Source organism: Pseudomonas sp. PDM17, assembly GCF_014851985.1.
In the GTDB taxonomy this organism is placed as follows: domain Bacteria; phylum Pseudomonadota; class Gammaproteobacteria; order Pseudomonadales; family Pseudomonadaceae; genus Pseudomonas.
The window spans coordinates 887559-905829 of sequence record NZ_JACVAT010000001.1 but is presented as its reverse complement, the minus strand read 5'-3'; the positions used below and the strand labels follow the sequence as shown (position 1 = coordinate 905829).

Annotated in this window: 15 protein-coding genes; 6 read left to right on the top strand and 9 right to left on the bottom strand. The window is 67.4% G+C overall.

Annotated elements, in window-relative coordinates:
* Window positions 1-183: 183 nt before the first annotated feature.
* The 4 genes from IB256_RS04395 to IB256_RS04380 form a co-directional block, all read right to left on the bottom strand.
* Complete coding sequence (locus tag IB256_RS04395) at window positions 184-1788, bottom strand: inorganic phosphate transporter (protein ID WP_192401449.1); 1605 nt, start codon at window positions 1786-1788, stop codon at window positions 184-186.
* A 175-nt stretch (window positions 1789-1963) separates the two neighbouring features.
* A complete protein-coding gene (ppk2, locus tag IB256_RS04390; protein WP_192291047.1) occupies window positions 1964-2881 on the bottom strand; it encodes a polyphosphate kinase 2 in 918 nt (305 codons plus the stop codon).
* Between the two features lie 360 nt (window positions 2882-3241).
* On the bottom strand, window positions 3242-5521 hold the full coding sequence (locus IB256_RS04385; protein WP_192401447.1) for an acylase: 2280 nt from the start codon (window positions 5519-5521) through the stop codon (window positions 3242-3244).
* A 345-nt stretch (window positions 5522-5866) separates the two neighbouring features.
* Window positions 5867-6898, bottom strand: a complete 1032-nt coding sequence (locus IB256_RS04380; protein WP_192291051.1) for an AraC family transcriptional regulator — start codon at window positions 6896-6898, stop codon at window positions 5867-5869.
* 128 nt (window positions 6899-7026) lie between these two features.
* Here IB256_RS04380 and IB256_RS04375 point away from each other — a divergent pair, with 128 nt between their 5' ends.
* Complete coding sequence (locus tag IB256_RS04375) at window positions 7027-7920, top strand: TauD/TfdA dioxygenase family protein (protein ID WP_192291053.1); 894 nt, start codon at window positions 7027-7029, stop codon at window positions 7918-7920.
* Window positions 7921-8003: 83 nt separating this feature from the next.
* Here IB256_RS04375 and IB256_RS04370 read toward each other — a convergent pair whose 3' ends face one another.
* On the bottom strand, window positions 8004-8906 hold the full coding sequence (locus IB256_RS04370) for a LysR family transcriptional regulator (protein ID WP_192291055.1): 903 nt from the start codon (window positions 8904-8906) through the stop codon (window positions 8004-8006).
* 106 nt (window positions 8907-9012) lie between these two features.
* Between IB256_RS04370 and IB256_RS04365 the strand changes: the two genes are divergently transcribed.
* Both IB256_RS04365 and IB256_RS04360 read left to right on the top strand, forming a co-directional pair.
* Window positions 9013-10083 (top strand): AbrB family transcriptional regulator, encoded by a 1071-nt coding sequence (locus tag IB256_RS04365; RefSeq protein WP_192381201.1) that lies wholly within the window; start codon window positions 9013-9015, stop codon window positions 10081-10083.
* A 262-nt stretch (window positions 10084-10345) separates the two neighbouring features.
* Window positions 10346-11584, top strand: a complete 1239-nt coding sequence (locus tag IB256_RS04360) for a flavin monoamine oxidase family protein (protein ID WP_192401445.1) — start codon at window positions 10346-10348, stop codon at window positions 11582-11584.
* Between the two features lie 193 nt (window positions 11585-11777).
* On the opposite strand, the gene IB256_RS04355 is transcribed toward IB256_RS04360, so the two are convergent.
* The gene (locus IB256_RS04355; protein WP_192291061.1) at window positions 11778-12332 is read right to left on the bottom strand and encodes a TetR/AcrR family transcriptional regulator; all 555 of its coding nucleotides are present in this window, start codon (window positions 12330-12332) and stop codon (window positions 11778-11780) included.
* 88 nt (window positions 12333-12420) lie between these two features.
* Here IB256_RS04355 and IB256_RS04350 point away from each other — a divergent pair, with 88 nt between their 5' ends.
* Window positions 12421-13626, top strand: a complete 1206-nt coding sequence (locus IB256_RS04350; RefSeq protein ID WP_225601593.1) for an MFS transporter — start codon at window positions 12421-12423, stop codon at window positions 13624-13626.
* Window position 13627: 1 nt separating this feature from the next.
* Here IB256_RS04350 and IB256_RS04345 read toward each other — a convergent pair whose 3' ends face one another.
* Window positions 13628-14413 (bottom strand): LysR family transcriptional regulator, encoded by a 786-nt coding sequence (locus tag IB256_RS04345; protein WP_192291063.1) that lies wholly within the window; start codon window positions 14411-14413, stop codon window positions 13628-13630.
* A 112-nt stretch (window positions 14414-14525) separates the two neighbouring features.
* On the opposite strand from IB256_RS04345, the gene IB256_RS04340 reads away from it, so the two are divergent.
* Window positions 14526-15251 carry an SDR family oxidoreductase gene (locus IB256_RS04340; RefSeq protein WP_192401443.1) on the top strand — a complete coding sequence of 242 codons (726 nt, stop codon included), beginning with the start codon at window positions 14526-14528 and terminating at the stop codon, window positions 15249-15251.
* 164 nt (window positions 15252-15415) lie between these two features.
* Here the strand turns inward: IB256_RS04340 and IB256_RS04335 are convergent, their stop codons facing one another.
* A complete protein-coding gene (locus IB256_RS04335; protein WP_192291067.1) occupies window positions 15416-16648 on the bottom strand; it encodes an NADH:flavin oxidoreductase/NADH oxidase family protein in 1233 nt (410 codons plus the stop codon).
* A gap of 91 nt (window positions 16649-16739) precedes the next feature.
* Here IB256_RS04335 and IB256_RS04330 point away from each other — a divergent pair, with 91 nt between their 5' ends.
* Window positions 16740-17234 (top strand): MerR family transcriptional regulator, encoded by a 495-nt coding sequence (locus tag IB256_RS04330; RefSeq protein WP_192291069.1) that lies wholly within the window; start codon window positions 16740-16742, stop codon window positions 17232-17234.
* Between the two features lie 148 nt (window positions 17235-17382).
* On the opposite strand, the gene glcC is transcribed toward IB256_RS04330, so the two are convergent.
* On the bottom strand, window positions 17383-18153 hold the full coding sequence (gene glcC / locus IB256_RS04325) for a transcriptional regulator GlcC (RefSeq protein ID WP_192291071.1): 771 nt from the start codon (window positions 18151-18153) through the stop codon (window positions 17383-17385).
* Between the last annotated feature and the right edge of the window lie 118 nt (window positions 18154-18271).

Below are 18271 nucleotides of genomic sequence, written 5' to 3'. Positions count from 1 at the left end.
CGAGGCGCGCGAGCCCGTACAAAATACGCATCACGCGTTCGATATTTCAAGCGGGCACAGGAGTGAAAACTGTAGGAGCGCGCCATGCGCGCGATCGCGGGAATGGCCCGCTCTTACAAGGAGAATCCGTGCCAAAAGAAAACGCCGCTCAAGAGAGCGGCGTTTTCGTTGCATCACCCAAGGTCAGAACAGATGGGTGAACAGCCAGTACAGCGACGCCGAGAGCACGATGGCCGCCGGCAGGGTCAACACCCAGGCCATCAGCAGGTTGCGGATGGTGCGCATCTGCAGGCCCGAGCCGTTGGCCGCCATGGTCCCGGCGACGCCGGACGACAGCACGTGGGTCGTCGATACCGGCAACCCGTACATGTCCGCCGCGCCGATGGTCAGCATCGCCACCATCTCCGCCGAGGCGCCCTGGGCGTAGGTCAGGTGGGTCTTGCCGATCTTCTCGCCGACGGTCACCACGATGCGCTTCCAGCCGACCATGGTGCCCAGGCCGAGAGCGATGGCCACGGCGACCTTCACCCACAGCGGGATGAAGCGCGTCGACTCGTCGATCTTGCCCTTGAATGCGGCCAGCTTGCTGGTGGTGTCCGCGTCGAAATTGCCGACCTTGTCCTTGTCCATCAGGCGGATCGCCTCGCTGGTCAGGTACATGTCGTTACGCACGTTGCCCATGGCCTCGGCCGGCACACGGGCCAGGCTGCCGTAGCCGTTCACTTCCGCGCCGATGGCACCGGTCAGCGCCGCCAGGGACGGGATGAGTTCGGGCTTGGCTTCCTTGGTGCGCACGTACTCCGACAGCACCGCGCGCGGGTCGGCCGGGGCCGGCTGCGGCGCGGCACGGACCAGCGCCTGCTGGGTAACTTCGGCGATGGCGACGAACTGCACGGTCTGGTCCGCCGGCATGGTGCGGTTCAGCGCATAGGCCATCGGCAAGGTGCCGACCAGGATCAGCATGATCAGGCCCATGCCTTTCTGCCCGTCGTTGGAGCCGTGGGCGAACGACACGCCGGTGCAGGTGAGGATCAGCAGGCCGCGAATCCACCACGGCGGCGGCGTCTTGCCCTTGGGCGCCTTGTACAGCGCGCGGTTCTTCACCAGCAGGCGCAGCGCCAACAGCAGCAGCGCGGCGCAGAAGAAGCCGATCAGCGGCGAGAGCAGCAGCGAGTAGCCGACCTTGGTCGCCTGCGCCCAGTCCACACCGCTGGTGCCGTCGCGGCCGTGCATCAGCGCGTTGGCCACGCCGACGCCGATGATCGAGCCGATCAGCGTGTGCGACGACGACGCCGGCAGGCCCAGCCACCAGGTGCCGAGGTTCCAAAGGATGGCCGCGATCAGCAGGGCGAAGACCATGGCGAAACCAGCCGAGGAGCCGACCTGCAGGATCAGTTCCACCGGCAGCAGGGCGATGATGCCGAAGGCCACTGCGCCGCTGGAGAGCAGCACGCCGAGGAAGTTGAAGCAGCCCGACCAGACCACCGCGAAGTGCGGCGGCAGCGAGTGGGTATAGATGACGGTGGCCACCGCGTTGGCGGTGTCGTGGAAGCCGTTGACGAACTCGAAGCCCAGGGCGATGAACAGGGCGACCCCGAGCAGCAGGAACGGCGTCCAGGTGGTGACCGCGGTGGTGACGTCGTCGACATCGCGCACCAGGCTCCAGGCCGAGAACAGCAGGCCGACAGCGAGCACGGCGAAGAAGATGAAGGCGGTGATGCGGCCGGGCCTGTGTTCCAGATGGGGCCGGTCTTCGACGACGGGAACGGCCAGGGTATCGGTGGTCATGCTGGGAGTCCGCTTGGGGGTGTCCCGGTCATGATCGGCAGGGAATGTTACAGGTTGTGTCTCAGCGCAATTGACCGGCGCACGACGGAACACCGGTGCTCACCTGTAGGCGCGGGCCATGCCCGCGATCGCGCGCACGGGCTCGGCGCCCCCGCCCGCCCTACAGGAGCTCGCATCAGTAGACTTCGGGCACCACGATCTGCTGCGGCGTCGGCGTGCGCGAGTAGTCTTCGTGGCGCTGGCGCTGCGGCAGGATCACCGCCGGGTGCTCGACGTCCTCGTAGGGAATCAGCTTCAGCAGGTGGCTGATGCAGTTGAGCCGCGCGCGCTTCTTGTCGTCGGCCTGCACCACCCACCAGGGCGCCTCGGGGATGTGGGTGCGCTCAAGCATGATTTCCTTGGCCTTGGTGTAGGCCTCCCAGCGACGCCGCGACTCCAGGTCCATGGGGCTGAGCTTCCACTGCTTGAGCGGGTCGTGGATGCGACTGAGGAAGCGCAGGTGCTGTTCGTCGTCGGAGATCGAGAACCAGTACTTGATCAGCTGGATGCCCGAGCGCGCCAGCATGCGCTCGAACTCCGGCACGCTGCGGAAGAACTCCTCGTACTGGTCGTCCGAGCAGAAGCCCATCACCCGCTCGACGCCGGCGCGGTTGTACCAGCTGCGGTCGAACAGGACGATTTCCCCCGCCGCCGGCAGGTGCGAGACGTAGCGCTGGAAGTACCACTGGGTCTGCTCGCGGTCGTTCGGCGCGGGCAGCGCGGCGACCCGGCAGACGCGCGGATTGAGGCGCTGGGTGATGCGCTTGATCACGCCGCCCTTGCCCGCCGCATCACGGCCTTCGAAGAGGATCACCACCTTGTGGCCGGTCTTCACCACCCAGCTCTGCAGCTTCACCAGTTCGCCCTGCAGGCGGAACAGCTCGCTGAAGTAGCGACGGCGGGCGAGCTTTTCCTCGTCGACGTCGGCGTGCTCGTCGAACAGCTCGTCGAGGTTGCGCACATCCTCCAGCAGCTCCAGCTCCAGCTCTTCGTCGCTGTGGTCGAGCAGTTCGCGGTGGATGCGGCGGATCACGGATTCATTGGTCAGGGGCATGGCGGCGGCCTACGCGTCGGGGCTTTGCCGACAGACTAGGGGCGCTCGGTGTCAGGCTGGTGACAGCGACCCCGGCCGCACAGGATTCGCGGACATGACCCGCTCCTACAAAAGCACGACTACCTGTAGGAGCAACTGTCTTTCCCTGGTCGTTCCGTGTTTGTGCTTTCCCCCTCACCCCAGCCCTCTCCCTCAGGGAGAGGGAGCAAATCGTGCCGGCTGACGCTGTGGTTTCATCCGGCACCGAACGGTCCCCTCTCCCTCTGGGAGAGGGTTAGGGTGAGGGCCGATCCGAGCACAGATCTATCCGGTAGGAGCAGGCCATGCCCGCGACCAGCGCCCGCAAGGGGCGCCCTCCCCTTACTGCTCGCGCAGCTCCATCACCTTCAACTCCGGATCGGCCTTGATCTGCTCCTCGGTGAATGGCAACTCCGGCCACTGCTGCCGAGCGAACAATTCGGTCTGGTCACGGTGATGCGGCGAGTTGGGTTCGCTGGACTGTGAGAACGCCAGCAGCCCGCGCGCCTTCGGGCCATCGGCGGTGAAGTCCACCAGCTGGATGTAGCTACTGCCGCTGAGCACGCGGTAATGGTCGCCCTGCCACTCCGAGGTGATGGCGTTGTACACACCCTCGTTGCCGGTGCCGCCGGGGATGCCCAGCGGATTGGCGACATCGCCGGTCAGCTGTAGCTCGCCCCACTTCTCGTCGGCGCGGATGCGGCGGCCGTCGATCTCCTGCGCGGCGGCAACCAGCGCCTGCTGCGCCTGCTGGCGGACTTCCGGCTTGTCCAGGGCGATGCCCGAAGGGGTGGCCAGCGGCAGCTTGGGATCGAAAGGCAGGCGCCAGCCGCCGTCGATCTTCAGGAAGCGCGCGACGAAGGCCTGGAAGTACGCGAAGCCTGGATTGCTGTCGAGGTTGACGTGGCGGTCCCACGAACCCAGCGCCGCGCACGCCGCCTCGGTGCCCGCCGGGGCCGGTTTGCAAAGTTGCAGCAGGTCGTCGAGGAGCATATCGGCCACATAGACGCGGTTGTCGGTGACCATTTTCTGCAGGTCGTCCGGGCCGATTTTGGCGTCGCCCGTCAAGCGTTCCAGGGCGAAGCGCGCGCGGGCGCTGACCGGCACCGAATCGCGGCTCACCAGCGGCGAGAACCCAGTCAGCGGCTGTGCCGGGTTGCTCATCCAGGCGCTGTCATTGGAGTTCTGCACGAAGTCATCGCGCTCCAGCGCCGGCATCTGCTCCGGCGGCGTCAGCCCGGCGTGACGGGTGCCCGGCGCGCTCGACCAGTTGCAGGCGCGGCGCCCACCCTGTAGCACCGGCAGGCCCTGCTTCTGGTACTCGGCGATGGCGCAGTCGGCCAGTTGCTGCTGGCTCAGGTGCGGCACCACCGACTGGTTGAGGTAGAGCACCTTGCCCTCGGCGTTGGTGGCCAGGGTGTTGACCCAGGGAATACCCTGCACATGCTCGATGCTATCGCGCAGCTCATCCAGGCTGCGCGCGTGATCGATGGCGTACCACTGCTGCAGCACGCGGTCGTTGCCCAGATTGGCGTCGCGCACCGCGAAGGCTTCGCTGGCGTTCCAGGGGAACTTTCCTGGCACGCTGAGCAGCGGGCCGTACTCGGACTCGTACAGCGTGTGGCTGCGCGTACCCACGCGGCCATTGGCCTCCAATACGCGAACGCGCAGGGTGATCTCCTTCAGCGGCCGCGACTGGCCATCGACGCGGTAGCTGCGCGGGTCCTGCGGATCGAGGTCGAGGCGGTACAGGGTGAAGTGGCTGGAGGTGTCCACCGTGTGGCTCCAGGCCACGTCCTTGCTGAAGCCGATGTTCACCAGCGGCATGCCCGGCAGGGAGGCGCCCATCACGTCGAGCTGGCCGGGAATGGTCAGGTGCATCTGGTAGAAACGCAGCGCGCCGAACCAGGGGAAGTGCGGGTTGGCCAGCAGCAGGCCGTTACCGTCCGCCGAGCGCTCGCTGCCCACGGCGACGGCGTTGCTGCCGTGGTCACGGTGGAAATTCTCGCGCCGGTCCATCGCCGCGAGTACCTCGCCGTCACTGACGACAGCGGAAGTTGCCTGCCCCGGCGGCGTGGCCGCCATCATGGCCTCGGCGAACTGCCCGGCGCCGGCCTGCACCAGCAGGCGGCGGGTCAGGCGCAGCAGGTCGTCGGCCTCCAGCGGGCGCAGCCAGGCCTTGCCCGCGCACTGCGTGCCGGCAGCCTGGGTGTCCCACAGCCAGCGGTTGTAGCCGGCGGCGTAGCCATCGAGCAGGTCGCGGATCGGCTGCGGCTGGGCGCTGCGCAGGCGGCGCAGGGATTCGTTGTCGTTGAGCCAGGTGTAGAAGAAGTCCGAGGGCAGGTTGCCGACGCCAGCAGAAGTCTTGCCGTCCTCGCCGAAGTAGCGCGAACGCTCGCCCCGCGCGGTGAGCACTTCTTCTGCGAGCAGGCAGGCGTTGTCGCGGGCGTAGGCATAGCCGATGCCGTAGCCCAGGCCCAGTTCGTCCCTGGCCTGGATGTGCGGGATGCCATAGCGGGTCCAGCGGATCTGCGCCTCGAGTTCGGCGCCATAGGCCAGCGCGGGCAGTCCGGTAGCCAGCAGGCTGCCGGCCACGGCGGCCAGTCGGAAGGTCTTGCTCATTGATTCCCTCAATGCTCGGATGACGGCCGGATGCCCGGCCAGGGGCACGCGGCCGCGCCGCTCGCGCGGTGCCGGTGCAAGGAGTGGATGGCGGCTCAAGTCCGCCAAAGCAGTGCGCTGAAGGTCGTCGCGCCGCGCCTTCCGAGGCACGCGCGCAGGCAGGTTGCACAGGACATGGATTCTCCTTTTCTTGTTGGGCGCCTCACGAAAAATGACGATGCGCCTCTTGAGGGCAACGGATGGGAAGCACGCGAAATTAGCCCGCGACCGATGGCAATCGGCCACACCAGAAGGCTCTATCTCGCGGCTTTCGCCCGTTGCAGAGGCATCGCGGGCGGTTCGACTTCAGTGCGCCGGGAGGGTTCCGGACTGACGTTTCCAACGACCGGGCGACTGTCCCGTCCAACGCTGGAAGGCGCGGGAAAAACTCGCCGCCTCGGCATAGCCCAGGCACTGGGCTATGCCCTGCAGGTCCATCCGCGATTCGCGCAACAGGCGTTCGGCGAGGCGCTGCTTGATGCCGTCGTTCAGCCCCTGCAGGTTTTGCCCTTCCTCGGCCAGACGCCGTTGCAGCGTGCGTTCGGAAAGGCCCATGCGTTCGGCCACCGCCGCCGCGCCGAGCAGGCTGGCGGAGTCGCGCAGCAGCAGTTGCTGCACCTGCCGCGCGGTGGGTGTGGCGGCCAGGGTCAGCGCCAGTTCGCCACACAGGCGCTCGCAGAGTTGCTCACCGCTGTCGCGCGCGCTGATCTGCGCCTGCGGTAACGGCGCCTGCAGGTCCTCCAGGGCGAAGAGCATGGCGTTGCGCGGAGCCGAGAACACCGGCTCGATGCCGAAGGTCTCGCGGAACGCGCTGGCATCGCCCGGTGCCGGGCAGCGCAGTTCAATCGCCAGGGGTTGCAGCGGCCGCTGCAGCAGTTCGCCGGAGAGTTGCCAGCAACCTGCGATGCCGCGCTCCACCACGAAAGCACGGGCATCCTCGGGCAGCACGCGGTCATCGAACACCAGCCACAATCCCCGCGTCTCCACTTCGCTGCTCACCGGGCAGAGCGTCAGCGCCAGGCTCTGGAAGCGCCCGAAAGTTTCGAAGGCTTCCTGCAACGTGCGGCTGGCAAGCATGGTGAAGCCCAGCAGGCCCAGCGAGGTGAGGTGGTAGTGCCGCCCGGTCGCCAGCCCCAGACCGGGCCGCCCGACGCGCTGCAACAGGTTGCGGATCACCGCCAGCTCCTGCCAGGCCTGGATACGTCCGGCCCGCGCCTGCAGGTCAGCCGATGAGATCGCGCTGCCCACCAGGCAATCGTCCGCGCCCAGACCCTCGTCGCGGGCGCTGTCGAGCAGGTAACGCACTCCGGTGATCTCGCGGGTCTGGCGCCAGTCCATCGCGGGCTCCTGTGGCGGCAAAGTACGCCGTGGCGGGAATCATCATTTTTTGGCGGACTTCATCATGGAAGAAAGCGCCAGCGCTGGCCATGCTGGAAATGCCAATAACACTCACAAGAGGCTTCCCCATGTTCGAGTTCTTCTACGCGCTGCCGAGCCAGAACCGCGCGGCCGACTACCGCCACTTCCGCATCGTCCCCGCCACCGGCGCGATCGGCGCGGATGTCAGCGACCTCGACCTCACCACCCTGGGCGAGGAAGGCTACGCCGAGCTGCGCCAGGCGCTGCTGGCGCACAAGGTGCTGTTCATCCGCGGGCAGAACCTCAGCGTGGAGAACCTCGAAGCCGTAACCCTGCGCTTTGGCGAGTTCGGCCGCGAGCCCTATGTGGTCGGCATGGACGATCACCCGCACGTGGTGCGGGTGGTGAAGGAGGCCAACGAGAAGACCCCGGTGGTGTTCGGCGGCGCCTGGCACAGCGACTGGTCCTTCCAGGAGCGCCCCCCGGCGTTCACCCTGCTCTACGGCCACGACATTCCACCGTTTGGCGGCGACACCCTCTACGCCAACCTGGCGCTGGCCTACGAATGGCTGTCGCCGAAACTGCGCGCGCAGCTGGAAACCCTCGACGCCATCCACAGCCCCGAGCGTGCCTACGGCGCCGAGGCCAAGCACAACGACCTGATGGAAAACATGGCGGTGCGCTATGGCAGCCACGAGGGCGAGGTGCGCTCACATCCGCTGGTGACCCGGCACCCGGAGACCGGCAAGAAGATCCTCTACATCAACCCGGCCTACACCAGCGGCATCAAGGGCATGCGCCCGGCGGAGTCGCAGCCGCTGCTGGATTACCTGTTCAGCATCGCTACGCAGCCGGCCTTCACCTGCCGCATGCGCTGGAGCGCGGGCACCCTGGCGATCTGGGACAACCGCAGTACCTGGCACTACCCGGTGTCGGACTACCACGGCATGCGCCGGGAGATGTACCGCACGACTGTGGTGGGCGAAGTGCCCAGCCGTTGAACACTCAGTGTGATCGTAGGGCGGATAACGCTGGCGCGTTATTCGCCCTACGAAGCCGCTCCTACAGGGTGCTCAGCCGGCAGCTACAGCCCCGCGCCAAACCGCTGCGCATGCTCGCGCAACATGCCGCGCAGCAACTGCGCAGCGGGCGACAGGTAGGCGCCCTCGCGCACCGCCAGGCCGATGGTCCGCGTCAGCGTGGTCTCGGCCAGCTCCACCTCACGCAACTGGTCCATTCCGTGCCCGCCGGCCAGCGCCTCGCGGGCGATGAAGCTGAGCAAGCGGGTGCGGGCGATCAGGTTGGGCAGCATGGGAATCGCGTTGGTCTCGATCTGCACCTGCGGCATGGGCAGCTGGTGGGCCTGGAAGGTGGAATCCATCCAGCGCCGCGACGACACGCCGGTAGCCGGCAACACCCACCGATAGCGACACAGGTCGGCCATGGCGACGGGGCCGTCGAAGATCGGATGGTCACGGCTGGCGACCACCACCACCTGATCCTGCAACAGCGGCTCGCTGCTCAGCTGCGGGTCGTCGACGATCCTCGAGCAGATCGCCATGTCCAGCCGCCCGCTGCGCAGCGCCTCGCGCAGCACGTCGTCCTGCCCCAGCACCAGGCTCATGGTGACGTCCGGCGCGCGCGCCAACAGGTCCTCGGTCAGGCGTGGCAAAAGGTACTCGGCCATGGTCGCGGCGCAGCCGAGGCGGATATTGCCCACCACGCCGCTGGCAAAGTCGCGCACCTCGCGACGGGTTTCCTCGATGTCCTGACGCAACTGCCGGGCGCGTTGCAGCATGAGTTCGCCGGCTGGCGTCAGGCGGATGCGTCGGCCATCGCGCTGGAACAACCGCGCGCCGAGAGACTCTTCCAGGCGCTGGATGCTCTTGGTCAGTGCCGGCTGGCTGCGCCCCAGGCGCTCGGCGGCGCGACCCAGGTGGCCGAGTTCGGCAATGGTTTCGAAGTAGGCGAGATCGCGCAGGTCCATGGCGGCCAACCGATAAATTTCAGGAATGGATTCATGACTATTAGAAAATAGACTTGATTGATCCGGCTACCGATAATTCCGACGTCTTCCCCGCCCGGAGCCGTCCGTGTCCAGCCGCCCTGCCCTGCCCGTCGCCCGTATCCCCGTCAGTCTGCAATGGCTGGCCCTGGCGCTCGGAGCCGGAGGCGCCGGGCAACTGCTGACCTGGCTCGGCATCCCCGCCGCCTTGTTTCTCGGCCCCATGCTGGTGGCCATCGCCTTTGGCGTCAGCGGTGCGGAAATCCGCCTGCCACGCCAGGCCTTCCGCCTCAGCCAGGGCTGTATCGGCCTGCTGGTCGCCCACGCCATGAGCTGGTCGGTGCTGCAGGCAATGGTCGCTTCCTGGCCGCTGATGCTCAGCGCCACCCTGCTCACTCTGCTGCTCTCGGCTGTGGTCAGCTACGCCATGGTGCGCTTCGGCGGCATCCCCGGCAGCACCGCGGCCTGGGGCACCGCACCGGGCGGCGCGGCAGCCATGGTGTCGATGGCCGAAGCCAACGGCGCCGACCCGCGCGTGGTCGCCACCATGCAATACGTACGGGTGGTCTGCGTGGTCATGGCCGGTGCCCTGGTCGGCCGTCTGCTGGGTATCGAAGGCGGCGGCTCGGCAGCACACAGCACGCCGATCGTCGACACTGCCACCCTGCCCGACCTGATCAACTGCCTGCTGCTGATCTTCGTCTGCACCACCGCCGGCGCCAGGCTGCCGGCCGGCCCGCTGCTGGTGCCGCTGGTGGCCGGCGCCGTGCTGCAACTCACCGGCGTGCTGCACATCACCCTGCCGCACTGGTTGCTGGCCAGCGCCTACGGGGTGATCGGCTGCTACATCGGCCTGCGCTTCGACCGCGAAAGCCTCGCCTACGTCGGCCGCCACCTGCCGGCCATGCTGGTCAGCGCACTGGCCCTGATCGCCAGCTGCGCGCTGTTCGCCTGGGTGCTGGCGGCCATCACCGGGATGGACTTCCTCTCCCTCTACCTCGCCACCAGCCCCGGTGGCCTGGACGCCATGGCGATCATCGCGGTGGACACCCACTCCGACGTCGGCCTGGTGCTGGCGATGCAGACGCTGCGGCTGTTCGTGGTGCTGTTCACCGGGGTGTCGGTCGCACGGACAGTGATCCGCCTGAGCCGCGCCTGACAGCCCCTCGGCTTGGCGCTAACCCGCAGGATGGGTGGAGCCTAGGCGATACCCATGCTGCCGGTGCCGGGAGTGATGGGTATCGCTTCGCTCTACGCCATCCTACGTTGGTGTTTCGCTACAGCTTCGGCAGAGACTGAGACCCTGCTCGTGGCAAGGCTAAAACCAGTACAGATCGCCGGGCGGATTGCCCATGTCTGCCTCTTGCAGTGATTACCGCCAGACTTCTAAGGTCGTCGCTCTTTCACCGAGCGAGCACGACATGGACAGCCTTCTCCACCGCCCCACTGCCTTCCACGTCACTCACTGGAGCGACGATCCGTTCAGCCGCGGCGCCTACAGCACCCTGCTCCCCGGTGGCACGCCGGAGCATCGGCGGCGGTTGGGCGAAGTGCTGGGCGGCAAGCTGGTGCTGGCCGGTGAGGCCTGCAATCCCGTCGCGCCGGCCATGACCCATGGCGCTTGGAACGACGGCCTGCGCGCGGCCGAAGCGGCCATCGAAAGCGGCGCCCGCCGGGTACTGGTGATCGGCGCGGGCTTCGCCGGGATTGCCGCCGCACGACGACTGCGCGAAGCCGGGATCGACTGCGTGGTGCTGGAGGCCCGCGAGCGCATCGGCGGCCGCGTCCACAGCATTTCCCTCGGGCCGGTACGAGTGGACGAAGGCGCCGCCTGGCTGCAGCACTTCGACGACAACCCGCTGGCCGCCTACGCCCAGCACCTCGGCCTGCCGTTGCGGGAAACCGATTTCGGGCGGCCCCTGGCTGCGGCGGCAGATGGCCCGGTGCCCGACATCGATGCGGCCTGGGAAGCCCTGCGCGCCGGGATCGACCGCAGCCTGCCACTGGCCGAAGGCGTCGCGCGCTACCTCGAAGATCGCGACGAGCCGACCCGCCGCGCCACTCGTTTCGCCCTGGACGCCAACCTGATCCTGGAGGCCTGCCTGCCGCTGGATTCGCTGTCGGTCGACGCGCTCGACGAAGAAGGCGTCGGCGCCGGCGACCGCTTCCTGCCGCAGGGTTATTCACAGCTGGCCGCGCATCTCGCCGATGGGCTGGATATCCGCCTGAACCAGCCGGTGACGGCCATCGACTGGTCCGGCGAGCAGGTGCGGGCGGGTGGCGAAATCGTCGATTTCTGCGTCTGCTCCGTCCCTGTCGGTGCATTGCGCGATATCCGCTTCACCCCGCCCCTGCCGGCGGCCCAGCAGGACGCGCTGGCGCACCTGGGCATGGGGCAACTGGAAAAGGTCGTGCTGCAGTTCGACGAGCGCTGGTGGCCGGTGTCGCTCTCGGGTTACCTGCGCTGGTACGACACGCCAGCCAGCTTCGGCGAGTGGCTGGATCTCACCGAAGCAGTGGGCACGCCAACCGTTGCCGGGCTGATCGCGGCGGACGCGCTGGAGCGGGTATTTGCCGGGCGCAGTGACGAGGAGATTGCCGTCGCAGCCTGTGAAGCCCTGCAGGCATGGGCAGATGCAGTGCGGAGCGCGCAGTTGTAAGAGCGCGCCATGCGCGCGATCGCGGGCATGGCCTGCTCCTAAAGATTGGCGCTGAACTGTGCCGCAAAAACGTAGGATGGGTGGAGCCTAGGCGATACCCATGCTGACGGTGCCGGGAGTGATGGGTATCGCTTCGCTCCACGCCATCCTACGCATACGTCCATGGCAGGTACGGAGCCTGCCCGCGAATCCGCTACAACCCCTCCAGCGTCAGATCGACCAGGCGCTCGACATAGGCCACTTCCAGTTCCTCGCCGGAGAACAGGATGCGATAGACCAGCGGCGCCATCAGCCGGTCGACGATGCGGTCCAGCTCCGGCAGTTTTTCACCGCGCACCCTGGCGCGCAGCAGGATGATGTCGAACTGGCCGCAGGCGATCGCCATGCAGCGTCCCGAAGAACCGCCGCCGGCCGCGAGCAGGTCGAGCACCACGGCGCGGCCGGGCACCGAGGCGGTTTCCTCCATGTACTGCTCGCCCCAGGCCAGCAGGTCGCCGCGCAGGCTGCCAGTGTCTGCCGGCTCAGCGTCGGGGCGGATGCGCTGCAGGGCGACGTCGCCGAGCAGTTCGCTCAGGTCACCCCAGCGCCGGTAGATGGTCGACGGCGTGACGCCGGAGCGCGCAGCGATCAGCGGCACCGTCAGTTCCGAGCGGTCGCGCTCCTCCAGCAGCTCTGCCACGGCCTTGTGCACCGAGGCCTGCACCCGCGCGCTGCGGCCGCCCGGTCGAACACCCTGATTGATTGCCATAAGCACCTTAAAGCAAAGAATTTGCTTTTATCCAAAAACGGGTCCAGCATCTCGCAAAAGCAAAATCTTAGCCTTTGCGAGCTGAATCATGGCACACACCCAATCGAAAAGCGCGTCCGGCTTCTCACCCCGAGCTTCGGCCTGGCTGCTGACCGCCATCCTCATGGCCTTCCTCGCCGCCGCTGCCGCACCCACGCCGCTGTATGCGCTGTACCGCGAGTCCTGGCAGTTCTCCCCGGCCCTGCTGACCCTGGTGTTCAGCATCTACGCCGGCGGCCTGATGCTGGCGCTGCTGGTGTTCGGCTCGCTGTCCGACCACCTCGGTCGGCGCCCGGTGATCCGCGCCGCACTGATCCTCGAATTGCTGGCGATGGCGGTATTCCTCTACGCCAACTCGGTGGAGCTGCTGATCCTCGCGCGCCTGCTGCAGGGCTTCGCCACCGGCATCGCCACCAGTGTGCTGGGCGCGGCGATGCTGGATATCGACCGCGAGCGCGGCCCACTGATCAACAGCGTCGCGCCCATGCTTGGCATGGCCATGGGCGCACTGGGCAGCAGTACGCTGGTGCAGTTCGGCTCCGATCCGCTGCATGAGGTCTACGTCTGGCTGCTGGCGGTGTTCGCCCTGGGCATCGTGCTGCTGCGCTGGTTGCCGGAAAGCATCGGCCGCCAACCGGGAGCGCTGGCCTCGCTGAAGCCGCGCATCCGTATTCCGCCGCAGGCACGTCGCGCGTTCTGGAGCGTGGCGCCGCTGAACGCCAGCCTCTGGGCGCTGGGCGGTTTCTACCTGTCGCTGGGGCCGACGCTGGCGCGGCAGGTCACCGGCCTGCAGGTGCCGATGATCGGTGGCGGGCTGGTGTCGCTGCTGTGCCTGTGCGGTGCGCTGGCGATCTTCGCCCTGCGCAATCAGGCGGCAGCGGTGATCCTGCGCCGTGGCGGCCTGGCGCTGATCATCGGCCTGCTGATCACCCTGCTCGGCGTGGACAGCGCCAACCTCTGGCTGTTCTTCCTCGGCACCGCAGTGGCCGGGCTCGGCTTCGGCGGCGCCTTCCTCGGCGCGCTGCGCTCGGTGGTGCCGCTGGCCCACGCTCATGAACGCGGGGCGCTGATGGCGAGTTTCTATGTGCTCAGCTACCTGGCCTTCAGCGTGCCGGCGATCCTTGCCGGGCTGGCGATCCAGCATTACGGCCTGATCGCCACCACCAACGGCTATGCCAGCCTGCAGATCGTCGCGGCCTCGCTGGTCTTGCTGCTGTCCTTGCGCGCGCCTGCCGCACAGAAGGCGCAGGCCTGACTCAGGCCGCTCGCAGGAAGTCGTAGAGCCCGCGTACCGCCGGGTGCTCCAGCGCCTGGGCGGAATGGCAGAGGCCGATGCGGCGGATCGGCAATGGCAGGCTCAGTGAGCCACTGCGCACCGCCGGCGCGCCGCTCAGCAGCGATGCCGGCAGGATCGCCGCGCCCACCCCCGCGCTGACCAGACGCAGCGCCAGGTTCAGGGTGCTGGCCTGCGCGACCACCGGCGCGGCGCCATAAGCAGTCATCAGGCGCTGATGGGACGGATGCGTCGGGCAGGTGATCCAGCCACTGCTCTGCGCATCCTCCACGCCCGGCGGCAACGCCAGCACGTACGGGTCTTCCCAGACCGGCACGAAGAGTTCGTCCTCGCAGCAGAATTCCTCCACCGCCAGTCGCGCATCGCCCACGCAGCCCTCCTCCAGATGCAGCAGCAGATTGGGCACGGCCTGCTGCGCCAGGCTGACGAAGCCCTCGACCTGCTCGGCGCTGACATCCCCTTCCACGCCCAGGTGCAACGGCTGACGCGCCGAGGCCCGGCGGAACATGTTGCGCAGGCCGTCGGCTTCGGCCAGCAAGGCGCGGGCGCGGGGATACAGCGCACGAGCCGCCTCGCTGACCTCCACCCCGCGCGCCTGGCGCAGGAACAGCTCGGTGCCCAGCGCCTCTTCCAGCTGGCGGATGGTCACCGACAGCGTCGGCTGGCTGACGAACAGGCGCTGGGCGGCAACGGTGATGTTGCGTTCTTCGAAGACCGCGACAAAGGCGGCCAACTGTCGGATATCCATAGGCAAACCCGATACCAGGCACAGGAATAAGCCATTTTTCAGGCGGGATACCGCTCAATATACTTCACTGCATCGTTCAGCCATCCAGAATTCCGATAGCAGGAGAATCCCCATGAGCAAGCCCCTGATCATCGTCACCGGCGCCAGTTCCGGTATCGGCGAAGCCTCCGCCCGCCTCTTCTCCCAGCTGGGCCACCCGCTGCTGCTACTCGCCCGCCGCATCGAACGTCTGGAGGCGCTGCAGCTGCCCAACGCGCTGTGCCGCGCCGTGGACGTGACCGACCGCGAGGCGCTGCTGGCTGCCGTGGCGGAAGCCGAGAAGCGCTTCGGCCCGGCCGACGCGCTGGTGAACAACGCCGGAGTGATGCTGCTGGGCAACATGGTCGAGCAGGACCCGGCCGAGTGGGAACGCATGCTCGACGTCAACGTGAAGGGCCTGCTCAACGGCGTGCACGCCGTGCTCAAGGGCATGTTGGAGCGCAACCGCGGCACGCTGATCAACGTCAGCTCGGTGGCCGGTCGCAAGACTTTCCCCAACCACGTCGCCTACGTCGGCACCAAGTTCGCGGTGCATGCGATCTCCGAGAACCTGCGCGAGGAAGTCGCGGCGCACAATGTCCGCGTCGTCACCATCGCCCCCGGCGCGGTGGAGACCGAACTGCTCAGCCACACCACCGACGAGGCGATCAAGAGCGGCTACCAGGACTGGAAGCGTGAGATGGGCGGCAAGGTGCTCAGCGCCGAGGACGTGGCCAATGCGATTCGCTATGCCTACGACCAGCCGCAAGGCGTGTGCATCCGCGAGATCGTGCTGGCGGCGACGCGGCAGCAGGCATAACGGACTGGAAGTTCGGGGTGTTTGTGGGAGCTCTCGCACGAGCTCCCAGGAAAAACACCACCGTAGGATGGGTGGAGCCTAGGCGATACCCATGCTGCCAATGCGACAGGAATCGATGGGTATCGCTTCGCTCCACGCCATCCTACGCAGAGCATTGAAGCGGCTCACCCCGCCTGCCGCGCCGCCCAGCGGCGGTACTGCTTGGCCCGGCGCAGCGTGCGCCACTGTTCCATCACCAGCGTGCGCCACGGCGAAGCCAGGGGGTTAGGCGCGCGGCGGGCGCCGATGCGGTGCAGCTGCAGCTTGACCAGCGCCATGTAGGCCAGCGCCGCCAGCGGCTTGGAACGCCAGCGGATCGCCGGCAGCTCCGGCTGGGTCTGGCTGCCGCGCTGCCAGTGCAGCACCAATTGCGGCTCCAGCGCCAGGGCAGTGCCGATGCCGACCATCTCCAGCCCGCTGTCCAGCACCTGTTCCGCCACCGGCAGGCGACGGATGCCGCCGGTAACCATCAGCGGCATGCGCGCCGCTTCACGCATCTCGCGGGCGAATTCGAGGAAGTAGGCTTCCCGCGCCAGGGTACGGCCGTCGCGGGCATCGCCCTGCATGGCCGGCGCCTCGTAGCTGCCGCCGGAGAGCTCGACCAGGTCGACCTTCTCGTCGTTCAGCCACTCGATCACCTGGCGCGCGTCGCTGGCGTCGAAGCCGCCGCGCTGGAAGTCGGCGGAGTTGATCTTCACCCCCACGCAGAATTCAGGCGATACCTCGGCGCGCACCGCGCGGACGACTTCCAGCAACAGCCGCGCGCGGTTTTCCAGCGAGCCGCCCCAGCGGTCCTGGCGCTTGTTGGCCAGCGGCGAGAGGAACTGGCTGAGCAGGTAGCCGTGCGCCGCGTGGATCTGCACGCCGGTGAAACCGGCCTGCTCGGCAAGCTGGGCGGCGCGGACGAAACGCTGGATCACCTCGGCGATATCGCCTTCGGTCATCTCGCGGGCGACGGCAAACAGTTTGGAGAACTTGCCCATTTCCAGCGGTACCACCGAAGGCGCGATGGCGCCCTGGCCGAGGTTGGTCTGCACCTGGCGACCGGGATGGTTGAGCTGCAGCCAGAACTGCGCGCCACGGGAGCGGCCGATGCGCGACCATTCGCGGAAGCGCTCAAGATGCCGATCATTCTCCAGCACCACGCCGCCGGGGCCGGTCATGGCGCGGCCGTCGATCATCACGTTGCCACTGAGGATCAGGCCGACGCCGCCGTCCGCCCAGGCCTGGTAGAGGCGCAGCAGCGCGGCCGAAGGCGCCTGATCGGCGTCGGCCATGTTTTCTTCCATGGCGGCCTTGGCGATGCGGTTGGGGACTTCGCCGCCGTTGGGCAGGCGCAGGGGCTGGAAGGGCGACATGGCAAGACTCCGTGGTTGTCCGGGTGGTTGTGGCTGCGGCGAGGTTAAGTTTAAAGTTCACTTCAAGGTCAAGCCCCTTTCGGAGCCCAGCATGAAAATCGGTGAACTGGCCAGCCTCAGCGGCCTCGCCCCCTCGCGCATCCGCTTCTACGAAGCCAGCGGGCTGATCGCCCCGGCGCGCCGCCTGGCCAACGGCTACCGCGCGTACCCGCCGGAAACCCTCGACCTGCTGGAAATCATCCGCAGCGCCCAGCAGACCGGCTTCAGCCTGGAAGAAATCCGCAGCCTGCTGCCGCATTCCAACCCCATCGAGAACGGCCACGGCGAACTGGTCGCCGGCCTGCGCCGCAAGGTCGCGGAGATCGAGGTGATGGAGCAGCAGTTGCGGCAGAACCGCGAGCGGCTGCTGGCGGTGATCGACGGCATCGAGAACAAGCCCGAAGGCATGGGCTGTCAGGCCAATGCCGAGCGCATGCTGGCCGAGATGCGCGAGCGCAAGGCCAAGTCTGCAGGAGCGGGTCATGCCCGTGTTGAGCGGACAAAGTCCGCTGCTTCAGCGAAGCGTCCTGCTCCCACCGAATCCTGATTTCGCGCTCCGGACGCTGGCTGGACCGTTACGCGGACGCGGGCATGGCCCGCTCCTACAGAAACGTAGGGCGGATAACCTGGAACAGGTTACCCGCCGCCAGCCCCGAAACGGCGCATAACGCTGCTCCACGCGCAAAAGCGAACCGTTATTTCCAGCCTTCCAGGCGCAAGGTCGCCCGCACCAGCCGCTGCTCTTCCTGCTCGATCTCCCGCAGGTTGTCGCGCACGCTGTGGATATGTTCTCGGGCGGCGCGCTGGGCCTGTTCCGGCTGACGCTCGTTGATGGCGCGGTGCAGCCGCGCATGCTGGCGGTCGATCTGGCGCTTCTGCGGCGGCCGGTTGTAGAGGTTGTTCACCGAAGCGAACACGGTGCTGAGCATCAGCTCGTTGAGCGACTGCAGCGTGTGCACCAGCACCGGGTTGTGCGAGGCCTCGCTGATAGCCTGGTGGAAGGCATGGTCGCGCCGCGCATGCTCGCGTGGGTCCAGCGGCTGCGGTTCGTCGTAGGCGGCGTGCATCTCGTCGAAGCGCCGGTCGATCAGCACCAGGTCGGCCTCGGTGGCGCGCAACGCGGCCAGTCGCGCGGACTCCCCTTCCAGCAGCGCGCGAACTTCCAGCAGGTCGTAGAGCGTGCGCGGTTGCGAGCGGAACAGGTGCAGCAGCGGCGACACGTCCTCGGCACCGGTCAGGTCGGCAACGAACGAACCGCGCCCCTGTTCGGTATCGACGATGCCGCGTCCGCGCAGTGCGCGCAGTCCCTCACGCAACGCCGAGCGCGAGCAGCCGAGCTTCTCCACCAGGCGCCGCTCCGAGGGCAGCGCCTGGCCGACCTTGAGCACACCATCGACGATCAGCCGCTCGATCTTCTCGGCCACCTGGTCGGCGACGCGCTGCTTGCCCTGTGCATAAGTCGTCATTGCGCCTCTCCCGAACTGGTAGGACCAGCTGAAACTGGCCTGTATGGTTGCGAAGAACCCTAGCTGTCAGGACTGGGCCTTTCCAGTGGACGCCCGTGCAAGAACTGGTAGGACCAGT